The organism is Actinoplanes sp. TFC3 (assembly GCF_001553785.1).
Classification (GTDB): Bacteria; Actinomycetota; Actinomycetes; order Mycobacteriales; family Micromonosporaceae; genus Actinoplanes.
The window spans coordinates 324539-346044 of sequence record NZ_LOJP01000002.1 but is presented as its reverse complement, the minus strand read 5'-3'; the positions used below and the strand labels follow the sequence as shown (position 1 = coordinate 346044).

General features: G+C 68.0%; 19 protein-coding genes and 1 pseudogene. 13 read left to right on the top strand and 7 right to left on the bottom strand.

Translation table 11 applies throughout. From position 1 onward, the window contains the following. Both TFC3_RS28640 and TFC3_RS28635 read right to left on the bottom strand, forming a co-directional pair. A partial coding sequence (locus tag TFC3_RS28640; protein WP_369819704.1) for a PmbA/TldA family metallopeptidase occupies window positions 1–332 on the bottom strand: 332 nt, incomplete at its 3' end. Further along, entirely contained in the window at window positions 329–1765 is a 1437-nt protein-coding gene (locus TFC3_RS28635) for a TldD/PmbA family protein (RefSeq protein WP_153040596.1), read from the bottom strand. The genes TFC3_RS28640 and TFC3_RS28635, both read right to left, overlap by 4 nt. Before the next feature lie 94 nt (window positions 1766–1859). Between TFC3_RS28635 and TFC3_RS28630 the strand changes: the two genes are divergently transcribed. Then, on the top strand, window positions 1860–3410 hold the full coding sequence (locus TFC3_RS28630) for a diguanylate cyclase (RefSeq protein WP_067508319.1): 1551 nt from the start codon (window positions 1860–1862) through the stop codon (window positions 3408–3410). Between the two features lie 114 nt (window positions 3411–3524). Here the strand turns inward: TFC3_RS28630 and TFC3_RS28625 are convergent, their stop codons facing one another. Genes TFC3_RS28625 through TFC3_RS28615 form a run of 3 tightly spaced genes read right to left on the bottom strand, consistent with a single transcriptional unit; the run spans window position 3525 to window position 6371 of the window. Next, a complete protein-coding gene (locus TFC3_RS28625; protein WP_067508317.1) occupies window positions 3525–4100 on the bottom strand; it encodes a Uma2 family endonuclease in 576 nt (191 codons plus the stop codon). A 37-nt stretch (window positions 4101–4137) separates the two neighbouring features. Further along, window positions 4138–4656, bottom strand: coding sequence for a Uma2 family endonuclease (locus TFC3_RS28620; protein ID WP_153040526.1), 519 nt, complete (start codon window positions 4654–4656; stop codon window positions 4138–4140). Next, the gene (locus TFC3_RS28615) at window positions 4653–6371 is read right to left on the bottom strand and encodes a prolyl oligopeptidase family serine peptidase (protein ID WP_236718499.1); all 1719 of its coding nucleotides are present in this window, start codon (window positions 6369–6371) and stop codon (window positions 4653–4655) included. The genes TFC3_RS28620 and TFC3_RS28615 overlap by 4 nt, the downstream gene beginning before the upstream one ends. A gap of 117 nt (window positions 6372–6488) precedes the next feature. Between TFC3_RS28615 and mshB the strand changes: the two genes are divergently transcribed. From mshB to TFC3_RS38870, 5 genes and pseudogenes are all read left to right on the top strand, one after another. Continuing rightward, complete coding sequence (gene mshB, locus TFC3_RS28610) at window positions 6489–7337, top strand: N-acetyl-1-D-myo-inositol-2-amino-2-deoxy-alpha-D-glucopyranoside deacetylase (protein WP_082772675.1); 849 nt, start codon at window positions 6489–6491, stop codon at window positions 7335–7337. Continuing rightward, window positions 7334–7777 (top strand): hypothetical protein, encoded by a 444-nt coding sequence (locus tag TFC3_RS28605; protein WP_067508311.1) that lies wholly within the window; start codon window positions 7334–7336, stop codon window positions 7775–7777. Before mshB ends, TFC3_RS28605 begins: the two co-directional genes overlap by 4 nt. Before the next feature lie 78 nt (window positions 7778–7855). Then, window positions 7856–9553: a VanW family protein gene (locus TFC3_RS28600; RefSeq protein WP_082772581.1), complete on the top strand. Its 1698-nt coding sequence runs from the start codon at window positions 7856–7858 to the stop codon at window positions 9551–9553. Window positions 9554–9571: 18 nt separating this feature from the next. Next, on the top strand, window positions 9572–10042 hold the full coding sequence (locus TFC3_RS28595; protein ID WP_067508309.1) for a hypothetical protein: 471 nt from the start codon (window positions 9572–9574) through the stop codon (window positions 10040–10042). 180 nt (window positions 10043–10222) lie between these two features. Further along, a pseudogene (locus TFC3_RS38870) lies at window positions 10223–11365 on the top strand (YndJ family transporter); the annotation flags it as partial. A gap of 40 nt (window positions 11366–11405) precedes the next feature. Here the strand turns inward: TFC3_RS38870 and TFC3_RS39680 are convergent. Continuing rightward, complete coding sequence (locus TFC3_RS39680; protein WP_067508304.1) at window positions 11406–12398, bottom strand: GNAT family N-acetyltransferase; 993 nt, start codon at window positions 12396–12398, stop codon at window positions 11406–11408. Between the two features lie 82 nt (window positions 12399–12480). On the opposite strand from TFC3_RS39680, the gene fdxA reads away from it, so the two are divergent. The 7 genes from fdxA to TFC3_RS28545 all read left to right on the top strand — a co-directional run bounded on the left by fdxA (window position 12481) and on the right by TFC3_RS28545 (window position 20623). Then, entirely contained in the window at window positions 12481–12807 is a 327-nt protein-coding gene (fdxA, locus tag TFC3_RS28575) for a ferredoxin (protein ID WP_067508302.1), read from the top strand. Window positions 12808–12809: 2 nt separating this feature from the next. Then, a complete protein-coding gene (dapC, locus tag TFC3_RS28570) occupies window positions 12810–13898 on the top strand; it encodes a succinyldiaminopimelate transaminase (RefSeq protein WP_369819703.1) in 1089 nt (362 codons plus the stop codon). Window positions 13899–13986: 88 nt separating this feature from the next. After that, entirely contained in the window at window positions 13987–14400 is a 414-nt protein-coding gene (locus TFC3_RS28565) for a hypothetical protein (RefSeq protein WP_067508300.1), read from the top strand. After that, window positions 14397–15896 (top strand): hypothetical protein, encoded by a 1500-nt coding sequence (locus TFC3_RS28560; protein WP_067508298.1) that lies wholly within the window; start codon window positions 14397–14399, stop codon window positions 15894–15896. Before TFC3_RS28565 ends, TFC3_RS28560 begins: the two co-directional genes overlap by 4 nt. Window positions 15897–15961: 65 nt before the next feature. Then, a complete protein-coding gene (locus TFC3_RS28555; RefSeq protein WP_236718498.1) occupies window positions 15962–17026 on the top strand; it encodes a S8 family serine peptidase in 1065 nt (354 codons plus the stop codon). Between the two features lie 273 nt (window positions 17027–17299). Then, a complete protein-coding gene (locus TFC3_RS28550; RefSeq protein ID WP_067508294.1) occupies window positions 17300–18721 on the top strand; it encodes a hypothetical protein in 1422 nt (473 codons plus the stop codon). A gap of 96 nt (window positions 18722–18817) precedes the next feature. Beyond that, entirely contained in the window at window positions 18818–20623 is a 1806-nt protein-coding gene (locus tag TFC3_RS28545; protein ID WP_067508292.1) for a LamG-like jellyroll fold domain-containing protein, read from the top strand. Window positions 20624–20688: 65 nt separating this feature from the next. Here TFC3_RS28545 and TFC3_RS28540 read toward each other — a convergent pair whose 3' ends face one another. Beyond that, window positions 20689–21348, bottom strand: coding sequence for a hypothetical protein (locus TFC3_RS28540; RefSeq protein ID WP_067508291.1), 660 nt, complete (start codon window positions 21346–21348; stop codon window positions 20689–20691). Between the last annotated feature and the right edge of the window lie 158 nt (window positions 21349–21506).

Genomic DNA, 21506 nt, shown 5'->3' with positions numbered 1-21506 from the left:
GCGTCTGGGCGCAGCGGGGTGGGCGGGGTGAGGCCCGCCCAGAGCGGGTCGGGCGGGGACAACCGGGCTGCCGCGAGGGTGCGTTCGACCAGGCTGTGCAGGCCGTCGGGGCTGGTCACGGTGGTCGAGCCGCCGGCTGTGCGACCCTGCAGGTGCAACCGCAGCCGTACGGTCGTCGTGGCCTCGGCAACGTTCTGATGGATCGCGGAGTTGGCGAACCGGGTCAGCGCGTCCGCATTGTGCACCGCGACCACCTCGGCCTCGGCACCCGTTCCGGCCAGTTGCCGGGTCAACTCGACAACGCGTGCGGCGATATCCAGCTCGGCGCTCATCCGCGCACCCCCACTCGGACGTTGGTGAAGCGAGCCGGTGCCGCCGGGTGACCGGTGTGCCCGATCTGGCCCGGCTGGCCCTTCCCGCAGTTCGGCGTGCCCCAGGCCACGGTTTCCGAGGACAACATGTCCATCGACTGCCAGAACCTCGGCCCAATTCCGGTGTACGTGGGGTTGCGCAGCATCCGCCCCCGCTTACCGTTCTTGATCTCGTAGCCGACCTCGCAGCCGAACTGGAAGTTGAGCCGCTTGTCGTCGATGGACCAGGACCGGTTGATGTCCATCAGAATGCCGTCGTCGGTTGCCGCGATGATCTCGTCGAGCGTGTGCGGCCCGGGTTCGAGGCCGACATTGGTCATCCGGACCATCGGCAGGCGCGCCCACCCGTCGGAGCGCACGCTGCCCGCGTAGTCCAGTCCGGCCATCGCCGCGGAGTCGCGCCCCGCGAGTACGCCGACCCAGGTGCCGTTGCGCACCGCGTCGCGTCTGGTCGCGGGCGAGCCTTCGTCGTCGTACCCGAAGCTGCCCAGCGCCCCGGGGATGGTCGGGTCGATGGTGATGTTCATCAGCTCGGAGCCGTAGCGCAGGCTCCCCAGCTGAGCGAGGTCCAGCCAGGACGTGCCGGCGAACGCGGCCTCCCAGCCGAGGATGCGGTCCAGCTCGATGGCGTGCCCGACCGACTCGTGGATCTGCAGGGCCAGTTGCTCTCCGCCGAGGATCAGCGTGGTCTCCCCAGAAGGGCACAGCGGCGCGGTCAGCAGCGCCCGCGCCTCGTCGGCCATGCGAGCCGCGTTGTCGGTCAGCGCCAGCTCGTCGACCAGCTCCCAGCCGCGGGTGCCGTACTGCCCGCGGTGCGAGGGCCAGGAACGGCGTTGGATCTCGCCGTCGCCGTACGCGCTGGCGGTGATGCCCGCGCCGCACTCGCGCAGGTGCTGGTCGATGCGGTGCCCGTCGCTGGAGACGAACCACTTGCGGGTGTCCCAGATCTGGTAGAGCCCCTCGGCCAGGTCGGCTCCGGCGTCGCGGGCCGCGGCCGTGGCCGCCACGAGCAGGTCACCCTTGGTGGACAGCGGCACCGACAGCGGGTCGATCCCGCAGGGGCTGGCCCAGCTCGCCGTGGTGGCGGCGGACGGCACCAAGGCGATCGCCGGCCCGGGCACGCGGGCGCTGGCAGTGGCGATCTCGGCGGCGCGCCGCCCGGCCGCGCGGGCGGCGGCGTCGGACAGGTCGGGCACGGCGTAGAAGCCCCAGCTCGAGCCGACCAGCGCGCGCACCCCCAGACCGGCGCTCTCGTCGGAACTCAGGTCTTCAATCTCGCCGTCACGCGCACTCATCGTCTCGGTGCGGCGCAGCATGACGCGAGCATCGGCATACCGGGCACCCGCGTCGAGGGCAGCCTGCACTGCCGCGCCGGCCTCATCGAAGTGATCCACGCTCATGCTTCGAACCCTAGGCCAGTCCTCCGACAAATTTCGGTGCGGAGCGGTACCGTCACAGACGGAGATCGACAAGAAGCGAGGTGGGGCGATGGCCGAGGGCCGCGTACCGGCCGTGATTCTGCCGTACGGTCCGTTTGCCGCCCTTGCCCTTCATGTCCATGATCTGACCATCCAGGGTCGCCAGGCCGAGACGCTGACCGCCGCCGACGAGGCCGAGGGGATCGCGACCGCCCTCGGTGACTCGCGCACGGTGCAGACGATCAAACTCGGTCGCATGTACGCCCTCACAGCCCTCGGTCGCCTCCCCGAGGCCCTGGCCGTGGGGGAGCAGCTCGTCGCCAATCCGGAAGGTTCCGGCCCGCGCAGCACGGCCGCGAAGGTGCTCGCCGACACCGCCGAGGTGCTGATCAAACTGGGTCGCATCGATGATGGCCTGGTCTATCTCGCACGGGCCATGGTCGTGCTCGACACGGCTCCGCGCGGCTCAGTCCGGTATGTGTCAGCGATGTCGTCGCTGTGCGAGGCGGCCAAGGCAGCAGAGCTTTACGAACTGGCCGACGAATGCCTGCGTGGCCCCAAGGAATACGTGGACTTCACCGAGATCTATCGGTCCTCGGCGGATCTCCAGCGCGCCGAACTGAGGCTGGAATGGGGTTTGCGCCTGGAACAGGTGGGCCGCTCGAACGAGGCTTCCCGGCTGTTCACCACCAGTGTCGCCCTGCTCGGATACTGGGTCGACCGGCTGCCCGGCTCGCCGTTGTCCAACGCTTTGCTGTCGCTCGGTCTGGCCAAGGTCGGACGCCATGCCGAAGCGCTCGCAATAGTGGAGGCGTTGCTGCTGCCCATGCGCGAGAAGGGGCAGGACCACGAGTCGCGCCTGCTGCACCTGGCCCACGGCGTGATCCTGCGCGAAGCCGGTGACCTGCGCGGTGCCCGCCGCGAATTCGTAGCCGCCGACCAATTGGCGACCGAGCCCGGGCACAGCCTGATCTACCGGTACGAACTGGCGTTGCTGGCCACCCTCGAATATCCCGGCGACGCGGCCCAATCGGTGCTGGCGGCCCTGCGTGGGCAAATAGAACTGCTGTGGCGGCTACGCTTGGACCGGCGCACGATGCTGCGCCAGGCCTACCGCCGTGTCGAGCTGGAAGCCGCCCGCAGAACCGCCGACCGCGCGGCCATGTCCGACGCGCTGACCGGGCTCGGAAACCGCCGCGAGTTCGACCGCCGAATGAGTTCTCTGGCGGACACGAGTGCGCTGCTGCTGATCGACGTCGACCATTTCAAGGCCATCAACGACGACTTCTCGCACAGCGTGGGCGACCGGGTCCTGAGTGAGATAGCCGGGATGCTGCGTTCTCATTGCCGCCGGGACGAGGTGGCTGTCCGCTTGGGCGGAGATGAGTTCGCGCTGTTCCTGGCGGGGGGTGAACTCGAAGCCCACCAGGTCGCGGAGCGCATCCGCCAGGTGGTGCTGGCCCGCGACTGGTCCGCCATCGCGCCGGGCCTGCGCGTCACCCTGAGCATGGGCCTAGCGGTTTGCCGCGGTGACGAAAGCGCCCACACCCTCTATGACCGGGCAGACGCCAACCTGTACGCCGCCAAGCGCGCCGGCCGTAACCGCCTTACCGCCGTTTGACTCACCGAGGCGACAACAAGCCCGTCGCGGCCGTCGTCACCAGCCTTCGCGACAACAACGTCCGGTATGGCAACCGTTCGCTCCGGGGTCTCCCCCAGCGCTAGAAACGCCTCCTCAGTCCACGGCATGGCTCCACCCGAAGTCCGGCGGCCGCAGTTCTGCGGTGTCGATGTCGACCTCAACCGGCTCCCTCAAGTGCAGCACCTCCCCGTACGGCGTGACGGAGTGCTCTACGTAATGCGAGTCGTTGAGCCTGAACAGATGAAGCGTGCCGGTCTGCTCAACGAGCAAATACCACGGTATCCGAGCCCCGGCGTAATACTCCATCTTGCGAACCTTGTCCGTCGCCGCGTTGGACGGAGAAGTGATTTCGCAAACAAGCAGCACCGCCTCCGCGTCGATCACGGGGTTCTGCAAATTGATTTGCTCTGTGATGACGAGATCCGGAATCGGAATGCGGCCTGGCTCCAGCCGGACATTGACTGCTTCATGCACGGTGAGTCCGGCCTTGCGAACCGCTTGCCGCAACGCCAGTTTGAGTTCAAAGGAGATGTGCTGGTGCAGGGGGGTTGATGCAGGAGTCACCGTGAGCTCTCCGTCAAAGAGTTCCACCCGCTCCGAGGTCTCACCCAGCGCCAGGAACTCCTCCTCAGTCCACGGCATAGTCCGGCCCAGAATCGCGGAAGTCATGAATATATTGTCGCACGACTACCCCTCCGGGATCTAGTCACAGGTTAAGGCCCGTCACGCGCACCAGCTGCATGACCGACTGCTCCACGTACCCCTGTGCCGACAGCATGTTGCTGTGCAGCAGCCCGCGATCCGGCTCCGCCACCAGGTAGCACGGGATCCGGGCCTGGGCGTACGCGTGCATCTTCAGAGTCCAGTCCACCGTGGCGCTGGCTGCCGACGTGATTTCGCAGACCAGCCGCACCGAGGTGGCCTCGACCAGCGGGACGTCCGGGTCGATGGTGCCCGAGATGATCAGGTCGGGCACCGCGATGCGGCCCGGGCCCAGCCGGACCGGTATGCCGGTGATCACGTTGAGGTCCGAGCGGCCCGCTCGTAGCGCGTTGGCCAGCGCGTTCAGGATCATCTGGTGCCGCGGGGTGTCGCGCGGGCAAGTGAGGACGTTGCCGTCCCACAGTTCCGAGATGGCTGACGTCTCGCCGAGCTGGAGGTAGTCGACCTCCGTGGTCGCCAGGGCCTCCATGGGCAGGCTTCGGCCGATCAGGGCTGATGTCATGCGCACTCCCGGATGACGAACTGGAGTTCTTCGGACAAATCAACAGGGGAGGACGAGGCGGCGGGGAGAACGAGCAGCGCCGGGCCGGTCGGTGCCGCGTTGTGGTGCTCGTAGATCTCGGGGTTGTCGGCGATCGGGCCGAGGTAACGCTCGGCGAAAGCCGGCGGCAACTCCGACCACCGCAGCACCGGATCACGCGCGATGCCGCAGCGGAAGACGTCGGGCCGGCGTTGCACGGCCAGCGCAGCCAGCCATCCGCCCAGCCCGGTACCGCGCACCGCCACCCGGCTCAGGTCCAGGTCAGGGTGCTTTCCGGTAAGCGTGTGAAGCGCTTCGATCTGGTCGGTCAGGGCGACATCGGCCAGCCGGCGATGCACGACCTTCTCGAACGACGGTGCTACTCCGGGCGTACCGCGGGAATCGGCACTGACCACGACGAAGCCCGCATCGGCCCACCATTGTCTTTCCTGCCAGGCGGCCGGGTCGTTGGTCACGTGCTGGTGGCCCGGCCCGGCGCCCAGATCGAGCAGGACCGGAAGGCGCGAGCCATGCACATGGCCGGAGGGATGGAGCACAGCGGCAGGCAACCGGCGGTCGGTGACACGTTCGAAAACCGGATTCGGATGGTACGGCCACACTGCCCGTTCCGACGGCAACCGCAGAACCGCCTCCCCGCGGCGCACCTCGTCGTCGATCACCAGAACGTCACCGCCGACCACGGCGTGGTGCCAGCCCGGCGTGGACGTCAGGCGCCGCGACTTGGCGCCGCCACCGCCGATCGTGGTGCGGATTGCGTAGACGTGCTGTTCGGCGGGCTCGCCCTCGGTGCCTTCGATGATCAGCTCGCGGGTGTCCGGCAGCACCCCGGCGACCCGGCGCACGTAGAGGCCGGGCGGCGTCAGCAAGCTGCCGTCGGCGAACAGGCAGCGCGCGTCGAAGCCGTCGTGCGCGAGTTCGCCGCCGACCAGCACCCGGCCGTCGGGCAGCAGCAGCGGCGTGCCGGCCACGGGCTCGACCCAGCGGGCGTCGGCGAGCTCCGCGTGGACCTGTGTCTCGCCGGTACGCGGGTCGATCGACAGGACCAATCCGTGCTGCTGGGAGCGCCGTAGCACGGTGATCAGCGGGTTGCCGGCGGTCCACCGCACGTCGGCCAGGTACGGGTAGGTCTCCCGGTCCCAGTGCACGTCGACCCACCCGCCGTACAGGTCGAGCAGGTGCAGGCTGATCGACGTGGCTTTGCGAACCGCGAGGACGGTGCTGCCGTCGGGCGACCACCACCAGCCCTTCGTGCGCCCGAACTGCTCCGCCGCCGTTTCTGCCATGCCCCAGGTGACCCCGGGCTCGCCCGCCAGCACCTGGTCATCGACCCACAGCGAGCCGTCCGGCCTGGTGAACCCGACGTGTTGGCCGGTCGGGTCGGGCCGCGGGTCGAGCACCGGTCCCTCGGCCGACCCGAAGCCGCGCAGCTCGCCGCCGGGGGTGGCCCACGTCAGGACGGACAGATCGCAGGAGCCGGCGTACGAGGCGACCGGCCCGTCCGCGACCTTCGTCACGTCCCCGGTAGCCACCGTCAGCACCCAGAGCGCGGCATCGGGGTCGTACGGCCCCTCGGAGCGCAGGAAAGCGATCCGCTCGCCGTCTCCGCTCACCGTCACGGCGTGCGGCGCGCCGAAGCGGAACGACCCGGTACGCGCGGCAAGTTCGGGATACTCCACGCCGCTTAGCATCCCTGATCACCAGCCACTCTCGCCCGCCAAACCGCAGAGAGCCCGGCGGATCAGCTCCCGCGTAAAGTGGCGCGGGTGACGAACGCGCAGCCCGCACGCCGCCTCATGCTGGTGCACGCCCATCCCGACGACGAGGTCACCGGCACCGGGGCCACCATGGCCCGCTACGTGGCCGAGGGCGCCCAGGTGACGCTGGTGACCTGCACGCTCGGCGAGGAAGGCGAGATCCACGTCCCCGCGCTCGCGCAGTTGGAGGCGCGCCAGGCCGATCAGCTCGGCGGCTGGCGGATCGTGGAGCTGGAGCGCGCGTGCGCCGCGCTGGGCGTGACGGATCACCGCTTTCTCGGCGGCGCCGGTCGTTACCGCGATTCGGGCATGATGGGCCTGGCGACCAACAACCACCCGCGGGCGTTCTGGCAGGCCGATCTGGAGGAGGCTGCGGCTTCCTGCCTGGAGATCATCCGGGAGGTACGGCCGCAGGTGCTCATCACATACGATGAAAACGGTTTTTACGGTCATCCCGATCATATTCAGGCACATCGGGTGGCCATGCGCGCGGCGGAACTGGCCGAAGCCGAGGGGATCGGGCCCGACAAGATCTACTGGACCGCCATGCCGTTGAGCGTGCTCGAAGGCGGCATGGCGGCGTTCAAGGGTATGGACGACAACCCGTTCGCCGATGCCGACACCGTGGCTGATCTGCCGTTCGGCCACCCCGACGACGAGATCGCCGCCCGCGTCGACGGCACCGACTTCTACACCAAGAAGGTGGCCGCCATGCGCGCGCACGCCACCCAGATCCCGGACAACTCCTGGCTGTACGGCATCGCCGGCGACTTCGGCGACGAGTTCATGGGCGTCGAGTATTTCCGTCTGGTCAAGGGCGAGCGCGGCGAGGTCAGCGGCCCGCACAAATGGGAAGACGACCTGTTCAGCAACGTGGTGCCGCGATGAGCGTGGAAGCCCCCGCGCAGGCCCCGCCGGGCGACGACCCGCAGCGCCCCAACCCACGGCTTGACGGCTTCCTCCGCATTGCCGGGGTGGTTGTGTCGCTGATCGCCACGGTGTTCAGCGCGGCTCTTGAACTGCTGATGACGCCGCTGCGGATCAGCGGGGTGCCGATCGGCGTGGCGGTGCTCGTGGCGATCGTGGCCAACTGGGCGATCGCCTGGTTCGCCACCAGCCTGGTTGGGCGCCGCTGGGCAATCGCCCCGCCCTGGGGCGCGTGGACGCTGATCATGTTCTTCGCGGCCGGCACCCGCACCCCCGAGGGCGACTACCTGGTCAGCGGCAACGACTGGATCGCGCTGGTGATGATCCTGGCCGGCAGCCTGACCTTTGCCGTATACACCTATCGGGCGATTCTGAAGCGGCCCTCGATCACGAAGCTGTGACAACCGGCCGCGACGTTTGGCGCGGCAGATCAGCGCGGGCACACTTGCGGCCTCACAAGCAGGTGAAGGTGGCCGACTTTGACCCCCGAAGCTCCAGAAACCCCAGCCGTCGGGCCGCTGAACAGCAAGCGGATCATCGTGGTGGGCACGGTGGCCGCAGTGTTGCTCGCGTCGGCCGGCGTGGCGGCGTACGCGTATGGCGGCGACATTCCGCGCGGCACCCGCGTGCTCGGCCTGGACCTCGGCGGTAAGTCGCGCTCGGAAGCCGAACGGCTGCTGTCCGATGCCGTCAGGCCACGCGCCAGCGAGCCGGCGAAGGTGGAGCTCGACGGCAAAGCGGTGACCGTGCAGCCCGCCGACGTGGGCCTGAGCATCAACGTCGACCGCACGATCGGGCATGCCATGAAGGGCAGCCCCTCGCTGTTCGGCGAGCGCACGGTGCCTCCGGTGATCGACCTTGACCAGGCCAAACTTGAGTCAGCCCTGCGCGAACAACTCGACCCCACCAAGCTGACCCTCAAGAAGCCCGGGATTTCGTACGCCCAGACCACGCCGGAGCCCACCTATCCGCAAGCGGGCCTCGGCCTGGACCCGGCGCAGGCCGCAGCCGCCGTCCGCACCGCGTGGCCGACCGGCGAGACGGCCATGGTGCCGCTGGTGACGCGTCCCGCTGCGACTTCGAAGGAGCAGGTCGACGCGCTGGTAGCCGACCTGGCCCGGCCCGCCGTCGCGGCGCCAGTCACCGTCACCGCCGACGACAAGTCATTCACGCTGTCTCCCGCCGCCATCGCCAAGGGCCTGGTGTTCCGCTCCGACGACAACGGCCAGCTCACCCCGGCCCTCGACGCCAAGAAGCTGCACGCTGCCGCGGCCAAGGAGTTCGCCAAGGTCGAGAAGGCTCCGGTGGACGCCACGCTCAAGCTGACCGGCGGCAAGCCGGTGGTGGTGGCCAGCAAGCCCGGCACCATGGTTGACCTGGCCATGCTCGGCCCGGCGCTGCTCACGGTGCTGCGCAACCCGGCCCCGCGTGAGGTCGCCGCGACGCTGACCACGCAGCAGGCCGAGCTAGCGGATGAGGATGTCGTCAAGCTGGGCGTCAAGGAGAAGGTGTCGACGTTCACCACGCACTTCACCGGTGGGGCGAGTTCCCCGCGCAGTCAGAACATCATGACCGTCGCTCGGGCCGTGGACGGCGCGGTCGTGCAGCCCGGGGAGACGTTCTCGCTCAACGGGCACACCGGCGAGCGCGACTACGCGGCCGGCTACCAGGACGCCCCGGTGATCGTCGGGGGCAAGCTGGAGCCGGGCGTCGGCGGGGGAGCCTCGCAGTTCACCACCACGCTGTTCAACGCCGCCTACTACGCCGGACTGGAAGACGTCGAGCACAAGCCGCACTCGTTCTACTTCTCGCGCTACCCAGCCGTCATCGAGTCGACAATCTTCTACCCGACGCTCGATCTCAAGTTCAAGAACATCACGCCGTACGGCATTCTGGTCGACACGTCCTACACCAGCAGCTCGGTGACCGTGTCGATGTGGAGCACGAAGGTCTATGACAGCGTGAAGACCGTCTATGGTCCGAGGCGCAACATCAGCTCGCCGCCGACCGTGCATCGCGAGGCCGGCCCCAAGTGCATCACCAGCAGCGGACTCCCAGGTTTCACCCAGGACGCATGGCGCGTCATTCGCAAGGATGGCAAGGAGGTCGAGCGCAAGAAGTTCACTTGGCGCTACGATCCCGAGCCACGATTCGTATGCGGCGACGAGCCGGCGTAACAGTTCTGGGAGGGCGTCATGAGGCAGCGCTGGGTGTCGATCGGTATGCTGGCGGCGGCCCTGTTCGGAATCAACGTGGTGGCCCGGCTGGTCGCCCGCCTGGGCTTCTCCGGCAACGACACGGCGGAGAACCGCATCTCCATCGCCATGTTCGCGGTCATCGGCCTGATCCTGGCGGTCCTGGCCTTCCGCCGCTCCCAGCGCGTCCCGGCCAGCGTCTGGCTGCCCGACCTGGCGGCGGCAGCGGTGCTCGGCATGTTGCTGACCATCCTGGTCGGCCCGTTCGTCAGCGGTGACGCCCCCTTCTCCGGCGGCGCGGGCAACTTCTTCTCCCAGATCTGGCTGTACGGCGGCTTCGCCATCGTCGGCACCGCTCTCGGCTACTGGATCGCCACCATGCTGGGACGCGACTACCGCTCCAAGTCGCTCAAGGCCTACGCGCAGGCCCGGATCGCCCGCACCCGATCCCGCAAGGTCGTCCGCCGCTAGGCCCGTCGCAGCCCGGCCATCTCCTGCGAGGCAGACCCTAGGGCCGCTCCTGCTACCCGCACGCCGTCCCCCGGGATCGCGGAACCTGTCGCCGCCCTCACTCACACCCCGTCTTGAGCGATCGCTTAAACAGCTCTACTCTGCTGTTGAGCGATTGCTCAAACATCAGTGGGAGGCGTCATGGCCACGAGTGGAGTTCCCAGCCTGAGCGACCCCGGTTGGACCGCCCTGCACCTGGTGGTCGCCCTGTGCGTCCTGACCTTCGTCCCGCTGGGCCTGAGCGCCCTCGGCCGTGGCAGGCGCCTGGTGCACTGGTGGCCCGCGGCGGCAATCCCCGCAGTGGTAGCCCTATCGCTACCGCGCGGCCTACCTGCGGCTCTGCTCTGTGTGCCCTACCTGCTGGCCTGCCTAGCCGTACCGCTGGTGCTGCGACACCGCGCCCTTCCAGCGTTTGCGGCGCTGTGCCTGCCGGTAGCCGCCGCGGGACTGCTGGCCGAGCGTGGCGGCTATGACGTCCTCGGCTTCGAAGCCGGTGTCCTGGGCCTGACCGCCGCCCACTTCCACGTAGCCGGCTTCGGTGCCCTGCTGCTCCTCGCCCTTGCTCAACCCGTCCGGCGTGTGGCCCGAGCGCTGGCCCCGGCCGGGGTGGCCCTGGTCGGACTGGGTTTCCTAGTCGGTCGCACCCCGCTCGGCCAGCACACCGGCGACCTGATCGAGCTGCTCGGCGCCGGGTTGCTGACGAGCGGTCTGTGGCTGGCCATCGCGGCTCTGGCTGGTCGCGCCGCGCGGATGCTGCTCGGGTTGAGCGTGGTGACGATGGGCTTGGCGCTGCTGTACGCGGGCGGCGAGGTCTTGGACGTACCCCATCTGAATGTGACGTGGATGGTGCTGACCCACGGCATCCTCAACGCCTGCGCAGTGCTGACCGCCCTGGTCGTGGCTTGGGTCCGGCGTGAGCAGCCCTGGTCGGCGCATCGGTGGTCGCATCGCATCGGCAACGGGCGGGAACGTTTCCAGATGGCGTCGCAGGCCCTGCTGAGCTGGGAGATGCATCGCCGGGCGGGCGCCTGGGTGGAGCCGGGTACGCCGCCGGCCGAACCGGGACTGCGGATCTTGTCGAGGCTGGGGTTCGGGCGCCTGCGGGTGCCTGAGCCGTGCCTGGTCATCGACGTGGTGCGCGAAGCCGACCGGACAGAGCTGTCCTACCTGGCGTTGCCGGGGCACACGTTCGACGGGGAGGAGGCTTTCGCCGTGGTGATGGACGCAGCGGGGGTCGTACGGTTCGAGGTGGCTGTTCGTTCTCGGCCAGCGCTCCTGATCTCCAAGCTTGCCGGGCCGATCGTGCCGTTCGTGCAGTGGCTCTTCATTGCTCGCTGCGCCCGCACGTTGCGCCGGGCTCAGGCGCTTCCCGGGTCAGATACGTGTGATGTGTCTGAAAGCCCAGCTTCTGGTACAACGCCACCGCTGCGGTATTCCGCTCCTCCACCTGCAGGTAGGCCCGCGTAGCCCGTTGCTGCAGGGCCCACTGCCCGGCCGCGCGCAGCACGTGCGCCGCCACCCCACGCCGACGGGCGGCCGGGGCGGTCTGCAGCAGCGAGATGCCCAGCCAGCGATCAGGACCGGTCACCGCCGCCCGGGCCACCGCGATCAGCGTGCCGTCGTCGTCGTGCACGAAGGCGAAAACAGCATCCTGCACTCCGGTGAGAATGCGCTGGGCTGAAATGGGCAAGGAACCCTTGTGTTCGGCAACCATTTCGTACCAGGCGTCGGTCGGAGCGTCCGCGAGCTCGACCGTCGGCAGGTCCGGCCGGGCGGGCACCGCGTCGACCAGCGCGGCCACCCGTGCCGTCTGCACCAGCGTGAGCGGCCGGGCAGTCCAGCCGCGGGCGTCCAGCGCGGCGCTGACCGGCGCGGCCAGCGGCATCGGAGTGTTGATCATCGGTCGCTGGTCGCGGGCGCGGTACCAGTGCTCGACGGCGTCGATGGCCTCTGCCAAAGTGCGATCGGGATCACCGATGGCCAAGGCCGAGTTGGCTCGCCCGGTCCAGTTGCCGGCCGCTCGCAGGATCCAGGAACCCAGCCTGGCCTGCGTCGGAGCCGGCCAGGCGTCGTTCGCGGCCAGCTCCAGAGCCATCACGTCGGCCGCCGGAGGACGCCGGGTCGCGGGCACACGCTTGGCCCGGTGCACGTCCTTGAGGGGTACGCGCAAGGTGCCCTTTGCCGTAGCGATAGTGAGATCCGTCTCGGTCAACTCGACCAGCTCTCCAAGCGCATCCGAGAAAAGTGGGCGATCCTGGGAAACGCCTACAATTCGGCGGACCACCACCCGGTGTCCCACATCTTGCCGTCGGAGCACGTGCCACCTCCTCCCGGCGAGATACTAGGCTCTGCCCGTACCGCTGCGCTTCCCGCAGTGAGGCTCTGGAAGGGAAAGACCCGTGACCTACATCATCGCTGAGCCCTGCGTCGATGTTCTCGACAAGGCATGCATCGAGGAATGCCCCGTCGACTGCATCTACGAGGGCAACCGGATGCTCTACATCCACCCCGATGAGTGCGTCGACTGCGGGGCCTGCGAGCCGGTCTGCCCGGTCGAAGCGATCTTCTACGAGGACGACGTCCCGGACCAGTGGAAGGACTACACGAACGCCAACTACGAGTTCTTCGAGGACCTGGGCTCGCCCGGCGGCGCTTCCAAGGTCGGCAAGGTCGAGAAGGACGCAACGTTCGTGGCCGCTCAGGCGCCGCGCGGGGATGCGCACTGACCGTGTTGTCGGCATCGCTGCCTGATTTCCCCTGGGACCTGCTGGAGCCGGCCAAGGCCATCGCCGCCGCGCACCCCGACGGCATCGTCGACCTCTCGGTCGGCACACCCGTCGACCCGGTGCCGGCGGCGGTCCAGGCTGCCCTGGCGGCTGCGTCGGACGCGCCGGGCTATCCGCTGACCGCGGGGACCCCGGCGCTGCGTGCGGCGATTGCCGGCTGGTTGTCGCGATCGTGCGGAGCCTCCGGTACGCCCACAGTCCTGCCCACCATCGGCTCGAAGGAGCTTGTGGCGTGGCTGCCGACCCTGCTGGGCGTCGGCCCCGGGGACGTGGTCGTGATCCCGCAGGTCTGCTACCCGACGTACGAGGTCGGGGTCAAGCTGACCGGAGCCGAGGTGGTCCGCGCAGACTCGCTGACCGCCCTGGGCCCGGACCCCCGGGTCAAGCTGATCTGGATCAACTCCCCGTCCAACCCCACGGGCAAGGTCCTCCCCGCCGCGCACCTGCGCAAGGTTGTCGACTGGGCCCGCGAGCGCGGCGCCGTGGTAGCAAGCGACGAGTGCTACCACTCCCTGGGCTTTTCGTCCGAGCCGGTGTCGGTGCTCGCCGACGAGGTGACCGGCGGGGATTACCGCGGAGTGCTGGCGGTCCACTCGCTGTCCAAACGCTCCAACCTGGCCGGCTACCGGGCAGGCTTCGTGGCAGGCGACCCGGCGATCGTCGGCGAACTGCTGGCCGTCCGCAAGCACGCCGGCATGATCGTGCCCGCCCCGGTGCAGGCGGCGATGGTGGCAGCCCTGGAAGACGAGGCGCACGTAGTTTCGCAGCGTGAACGCTACGCAGCTCGTCGTGAGACTCTCCGCACGGCTTTGCAAGCAGCCGGCTTCCGCATCGACCATTCGGACGCGGGCCTCTACCTCTGGTCCACCCGCGGCGAGGACTGCTGGAAAACCGTCGCCTGGCTGGCCGAACGCGGCATCCTGGCAGCTCCCGGCGCTTTCTACGGCCCAGCGGCAGCACAGCACGTGCGGATCGCGTTGACGGCCACCGATGAACGCGTGAAAGCGGCAGCGGCTCGACTGTCAAGCTAGCCCTGGTCCGGGCGGGTACCCGTTCATCGCCTCCGGTCGCTACTCTCAAGGGCGCAGCTGTGACGGCGGGACGAACGGGGAGGCTGTCGTGGGTGACGGAATCAACGTCGAGACAGGTGGGCTGTCCAACTTCTCCAAGGAAGTGCACGCGGACACAGACGTGTTCCTCGAACCGGCCAGAGACCGGGCGAACGTGCAGTTCCAAGAGGGCATTCGCTTCGGCCAGGGCAACGCCAGCGAAGTAGTTCTCGCGGCCAAGGCTCGGTACGCCCTGAGCCTTGGAGCGTCGCAGACCAACCTCACGGAGTACGTTAAGGCGGCACGCTTGCTCGCCAACGCGGCAGAGAAAGTAGCCGCCATGCTCAACGAGTCCGACGCTCGGGCCGCGAAGTCCACAGAGGCGGCCGACAAAGCGCTCTACGAGGCTTGGGCAGAGGCCCGCGCAGCCTTCCTGGCGGTTGACGGTAACTCTCCCCGCGGCGGACAGGCGGTGCCGCAATGACCGACTGGAACCAGTACAACACCCCTCGCTTGTGGTCGATGGTGGCCAACGAGGACGATCCTGAGGCTTGGCGCCAGGTCGCGGCCTGGGGTGACATGTCCGATGCGGTGAAGGACCAGCGCGGGCTGCTTGAGAACGCCAAGAACAAGCTGATCGCCGCATGGCCACCGGGCGAGAACAAGTCCTCCGAGGCCTTCGTCAAGGAACTCGACACGTTGCTGGCTCGCATGGAAGCCGCGCGCGCTGAGGCAAACGACACCGCGACCGGACTGGCCAACATTCTCGAGGCGCTGCGGCAGGCCAAGAACAAGATTGAGCCGCTCTACCAGCAGCACCATGAGAAGGCCCACGACATCAAGCCGGCCTGGTGGGACCACGCCGAGGACGAAATCGACAACCAGGCGCGGGCCATCATGGCCAACGCGGAGTCGATCGTGGGCGAGAACATGCCGAAGCTCGCCGTTCCTCCGCCGTACACGTTGAAACCAGAGACACTAAAGGACGAGAAGAAGAGCATCGGCAATCTCGGCGCGTCAGGCACACGGCCGGGTTCCGGTTCCGGCGGCTCCGGAAGCTCAAATGGCGGCGGCAGCTTCGACTACGATGTGCCGCACAACCCGCCGCCACCGCTGCCGACCCACGATCCAAGGATCCCAGACGGGTCGACCGGTGCAGACCCGGGAAGCCCCTCCAACGGCACACCGGGGACCGGAACTCCTGGCGGCAATCCCATCACCACAACGCCCGGCGTTGGCCCGGGATTGTCCGGTGTCATCACTCCACCCGCAGGCACCCAGCCCGGCATCAATCCGCCTGGCCCTGGCACCTTGCCCGAGACCGGTGGTGGCGTCGGCACGCCCGGCTTCATTCCGCCCGGCGTGGGCCCGATTGCCGGCGGAGGAGGTCGCGGCGTCGGATCCCCCACCAGAGGCGGCACAGCATTGCCCGGCGAGGGCATCGGCGGTGGGCGCGTCGGTGGTGTCGGCGTGCCTGGCGCTGGTGGTGTCGGTGGCCGAGGAGCCAGGGGGGTCCGCTCCGGTATTGGTCGCGCCTTGCCTTCGGGTGCGGTGATCGGCGAGACGGTCGGCGGTGCTGGGCGTGGCGTGGCTGGCGGTGTTGGCCAGCCCGGCGTCGGACGAGGCGGTGCGGCCGGCGGTATTGGCGGCGGCGTTGGCGGACGCGGCGGTGTCGCTGGACGCGGCGTGGGGCGCCCGGGTGCTGGGCGGTCTGTCGCTGGCGCCATGTCGCCCGAGGAGATCGAGCGGAACCGTCCGCCGCGGCCGTCCTGGCTGCCGGAAGAGCGGAACGGATCCAGTTCCTCAATAATGTCGGGCGCTGGTCGCGGAAACAAGCGGTCCCACGGTGACGGTAGTCAGCCTCCATTCGACCCCGACAACCCGTGGCAGGTCGCGGAGGGTGTGGACCCCGTCATCAACCCGGCTGGCGACGGTGGCACCCATGACCCTGGTCCCAATGTGATCGGTTGGCGCCCGTGAGCCTCGGCCGGTTACCAAGCCTGGCCTGGTTGCGAGGCGTGGCCGCGTTGGTCACCCTGCTTGCGGTGACACTGCCGACCACGCCTGCGCGCGCCGACCGCATCCGCGATATGCAGTGGTACTGGGACGACCTCAAAGTATCGGAGGCTCAGCAGGTCAGCACCGGTAAGGGCGTGACGGTGGCGCTGATCGACAGCGGCGTGGACCGCACCCATCCCGATCTCAAGGGTGTGGTGCTGCCTGGCCAATCCATGGTGGACCATCAACCTTTAAATAACTTCGACAGCAAAGACCACGGCACTGGCATTGCGGGCCTCATCGCTGGCCAAGGTCACGGCAGCGGTGGCGACTCAGGCGTACGGGGTATTGCACCCGACGCCAAGATCCTTCCAATTACACCCGTCAACAACCCTACTTTGGTGGCACAGGGCATCGACTGGGCGGTTGAGCAAGGTGCCAAGGTCATTAACATGTCGTTCGAGGTTGCTGCGTCGGATGCCTTGCACGAAGCCATTCGCAAGGCTCGTGCTGCCGGAGTGACCTTGGTGGCCTCCTCCGGTAACGAAGCGAAAGAGGGCAACGAGCCGCAGTACCCAGGCGCATACGATGAGGTCATCACCGTCGGTAGCCTCGGCAAGGATGGCAAGATCGATTCCACGTCGGTGCACAACCGGCATGTCGATATCGCGGCTCCCGGCGTCGACCTTCCTGGTGCCAGCTCAGAGGAAAACTACGTCAGCATTACCGGCACCAGCTGTGCAGCCGGCCTCGTCTCGGCGGCCGCCGCGTTGATCTATGCCAAGTACCCCGGCATCACCGCGAACCAGGTCGAGGCCCGCCTTCTCGGCACCGCCACCGACCGCGGTGACAAGGGCCGTGATGACTACTACGGAGCCGGCGCGCTCAACCTCCTGGACGCGCTTACCGGCCCCCAGCCCGCCGCGGATCCGGACGCAGTGGCGGCGTCCGCGAGTTCCGCTCCGGTCGCGGGTCAGCCCTACCAGGCCAAGCCGGTTCCCCCAGGGCTGCCGGACTGGCTGTTCCCCATTGCGCTGGGAGCAGTTGTGGTTCTCGTGGTGGGCTTGATCGCTCTCGTCGTCGTGCTGATCCGCCGCCGTAGGACGGCATAGCTCCCGTCCGTTCAGCGAGCAGAAAACCTCTCGGCGATGAGGTCGCATGGCCCCGAAGCACGCGTCGACGGGCAGCGCCGATCCCGCACTCGATGCGATACTCGGGCGGCTTCGACATCAACGGGGGTAACTGAGATGCGGCGGGCTTGGTGGTTCCTGGGGAGCCTGACGGCAACCCTGGCATCTGCAGCAACCCCAGCGATTGCTGCTCCTCAGCAGCCGGAGCCCGCTCTCGCCTCCGAAGGCCTCCCCGGCTGGCTGTTTCTCCCCACTGTGGCCGTCTTTCTGCTCCTCGTAGCCAGCCTGATCACCGGCATGGTGCTGCTCATCCGCCGAGCCCGGCAACGCCGCCGCGACCGCCTGGGCATTGTCACCCCCTTTGTTTCGCCCGAGGTGTGCAGGCGTCGCCGGATCAAGTGGATCTCCGGGAGCCTCGCCGCCCTCCTGTTCCTGGGTGGTGGCGGGCTGGCGTTTCAGCGGTGGTACACCTCGATGCGGTGGAACCAGGAACGCGAGAAGGACAAAGTCTGGTTTGCCGAGCAGCAGGGCATGGCGTCCTGGTCTGGTGCTCGGAGCGTTATCGACGCTCAGGCCCGCGCGCTGGTGGCCGGGGATGAGCAGGCTTTCCTGGCCGCCGTTGATCCGGGGCAGCCGCAACTTCAGGCCGAATACCAGCGCCTCTACGACTCGATGCGGGCGCTCGGCGTAACCGGCTGGGATTACTTCCCCGATTTTGTGCCGGTCGAAGGCTTTGGGCACAGCGAGATCGAAGCGCACCTCACGGTTCCGTACTGCCTGCACGTGCTCAAGTGCCCGTCGAAGGAACCAGCGTACGAACCAAGCAGTCCTGACGTGCCCACGATCAAGCAAATGTTGAAGCTCGACAAGCGCAACGGCGTCTACAAAATCGTAGGGCTGACCCAGAAGGGCGAAAACCAACCGCCGTGGCAGAGCACCAACCTCACCTTCGCCACCGGCCAGCGAGTCGTCGTAGCTGCCCCGCCAAGCCAGCGTGCCCGGCTCCAAGAAGTTACAGCGGCAGCGGACAAAGCAGCACTCGAAGCCGACGAGTTCGCGCGCTACACCGGGGCTCGGCCTGCGAAGTATCACCTCTATCTGGCCGGGGACAAGGAATGGCGTTCCACCTGGTACGGCGGGGAGAAGGCCTCGTACGCGGTCGGGTATGCCCATCAGACGGGGGTGGTGGGGACCGATGTGGTGCTGGAGATGAGCGAGGTGGGCGGCGGAGAGGAGCTTGCGACCACGTTGCGGCACGAGTTCGGACATGTGGTGACGTTGCAGGGGGTTCCGGCCGGCACCGATGTCGTGCTGGATCTTGATTCGTGGCTCAAGGAGGGCATTGCCGAGTACATCGGTGTGCTGCCGCGTACCAAGCTGTCGAACGGCCGGGTGGCAGCCCTGAAAGGCAGAACCATTCCGAGGGATATGCGTCTGGACGCGCTGGGCGATCATGCCGGCGATGACGAGGCCAATGAGCTTTACGGGTACGGATACCTCGCCGTGAATTGCATGGTCGGCAAGTACGGCGAGACCAAGATGATGAAGTTCGTGAACGGGGTGCTCCGGCAGGACCTGGGCTCCGATGAGGCGGCGGAAAAGGCTTTCGGGGTGTCGTACACGCAGCTCAACACCGCCTGCACCGGCTATTTCAAAACGGTCGTCAACGGATCGTAGCGGCGTAAAGTAACGGCACCTCCAGGCATGAAGGCCGGGCGGTCCGGCGGAGCGGCGAGCCTCCACCTTGATGACCCAGCCCCATAGCGTGCCGGAATGGTAAAAAAGACCAAATGGCGGACCGGGCTGGTCGCCGCCGTCAGCATCGCCTTGGCCGCGGGTACCGGGGCGGCTGTGGCCGGCGTCGTCTCCAGCTCCCCGTCCGCCGCGCCCTCCTTCAACGGTCCCATCTACGCCATCGCGTACCGGGGTAGCACCGTCTACGTAGGCGGCACCTTCACGGCAGCGGTTGTGGGCGGCAAAACCGTCACCCGCAACCGCCTGGCCGCCTTCGACGCCGGTACGGGCGCCCTGCTGAGCTGGAACCCCGGCGCCGACGATGCCGTGCGGGCGCTCGCCGTTGACGGCACCGCTGTCTTCGCGGCCGGCGACTTTGCGACGGTCAACGGGTTCAAGCGTGACTCCATCGCCAAGCTGGATGCCACCTCGGGCACCGTCGCCTCGTTCAAGCACGGCATCACCGGCCAGCCCCGTGCGCTCGCGGTCGCCAACGGCCGGCTCTACATGGGTGGCCGCATCACGGGCGTGGACACCGCGACCCGCACCAATCTGGCCGCCTTCACGCTGTCCAGCGGGGCCCTTGACGCCTGGGCGCCGACCACCGACGACTCGGTGAACGCGCTCGCGGTGGACGGGAACAAGGTCTACCTTGGTGGCTCGTTCCACAAGACGAACAACGTCAGTTCAACGTTGCGCCTGACGCGCGTCGACGGCGCTTCGGGCGTACTGGATAAGACGTTTCTTCCTAAGCCTGTTTCTCAGGTCTTCGCCCTGACTGTCGACGGTAGCGGCGTTTATGCAGCGCTCGGTGGGCAAGGTGGGCGGGCGGTCGCGTATACGACGGCCGGGGCCACACGGTGGACGCGGGTGTTCGACGGGGACGCGCAGGCGATCACGACGCTGGATGGTGTGGTCTATGTTGGCGGGCATTTCGACAATGCGTGCACGACCACGGCGAACGGGGCTCAGGGGACCTGCACCGACGGATCGGTCTCGCGGATCAAGCTGGCCGCTGTCGATCAGTCGGGTAGCTTGACCGATTGGGCGCCGCAGGCCAACGGCATCGCGGGGGTGTGGGCGCTGGTGGGCAACGCGGCGCTGGGCCAGGTCGCGACCGGTGGCGAGTTCACCACGATCGGCGGTCAGACGCAGAAGCGGTACGCGGTGTTCTCCGGCCCGGCCGCGACGGTGCCGGGTGCGGAGAAGACGCAGGGCGCCTCGTACAACTTTGATTCGACGGTCAAGGACGGGGTGTTTGACGACGGTTCGGGCAACGGGCACGCGCTGCAGGTGCTCACCGCCAACGGCGCGGCGCTGCGGATGACGGCGCACGGCAGCGGTCAGGCCGTGGTGTTCCCGGATCCGTGCGCGAGCACCGGCTGCCCGCGGATGGTCCTGCAGGCTGCCAGTTCGGCCGATCTCAACCCGGACAGCAGGGATATCCGGTACGGCGTGCGGATCCGCATGCTCCCGAGCCAGACCAGTGATGGTCAGAACGTGGTGCAGAAGGGCTACTCGTCGTCCGGCGGGCAGTACAAGCTGCAGGTCGACAAGGTGGCCGGCAAGCCGAGCTGTGCGCTGACCGACGCCAAGGTCACCACGATCCAGCTGGCCAAGAGCACGGTCACGATCGCCGACGGCGAGTGGCACAGCCTGGAATGCCGGCGCAGCGGTACGACCCTCAGCATCCTGGTCGACGACAAGGTCACCGGCACCAAGGCGATCCCGGCGGCCCTGTCGATCAACAACACCGCGCCGCTGGTGCTGGGCGGCAAGGGCCTGGCCGAGAACGCCGACCAGTTCCAGGGCACCCTCGACGACGTCTGGGTGACCGTAGGCTGACCCCAAGCAACGGCGCCGGCCCCCAAGCAGGAATCCACTCAAGGGGGCCGGCGCCGTCAGCATGACTACTCTTCGTCGGCGGCTTCCGAGCTGGAGGAGTCCTCTTCCACAGCGGACAGCGAGTCGTCCGCCACCGCCGGCTGGTCGACCCACAACGCCCGCAGCTGGCCCTGCATGAACGTCGTCAGCCGGGAGCGGTACTCGCGGTCGAACACCTCAAGGCTCTCGATCTGCTGTTGCAGCGCCTCGCGCCTACCGCTCAGGCTGCCCACCACGTCGTCGTACCGCTGCTGGGCCTGGATCTTGAGCTGTTCGGAGTGATCGCGCGCTTCTCCGGTGATCGAGCGCGCCTGCGCCCGCGCCTCGGACACGATTTTCTCGGCGTTGCGCCGCGCCTCCTCGGTCCTGTCCCGCGCCTCGCGCGCCGTCTTTTCCGCTGCCTTGCGCGTGTCGGAGAGCACCTGGTCAGCCTGGCTGCGGACGCTGCGCGAGTGCTCCTGTGCGTCCTCGCCGATCTTCTCCGCCGCGGCCTGCGCATCCGTGCGGATCTTGTCGGCCTGCCGGTTGGCGATGGCGATGTGTTCCTCGGCCGTGCGCTGGGCGAGCGTGAGCACCTGCAGCGCCTGGTTCGGGGGCATGACCATGGGTTGCTCCGAGGTCTTGGAGTCCGGGTTACGCCCCTGCATGATGATCTTCAGGCGTTCTGCTGCCGCGTTCTCACTCACGTGGACCTCCGGGGGGTTTTCTTCGGGATGCCCGGATAACGGTCGAGCGCGGGCCCGCGGTATGGACGCCGCGGAATTTGTGCAAAGGATCGCCGAACCGCCTGGTCGCCCACATCCGCGCCCGCAAGATCACCGTTGTCTCCCCGGGGCCGGACCCA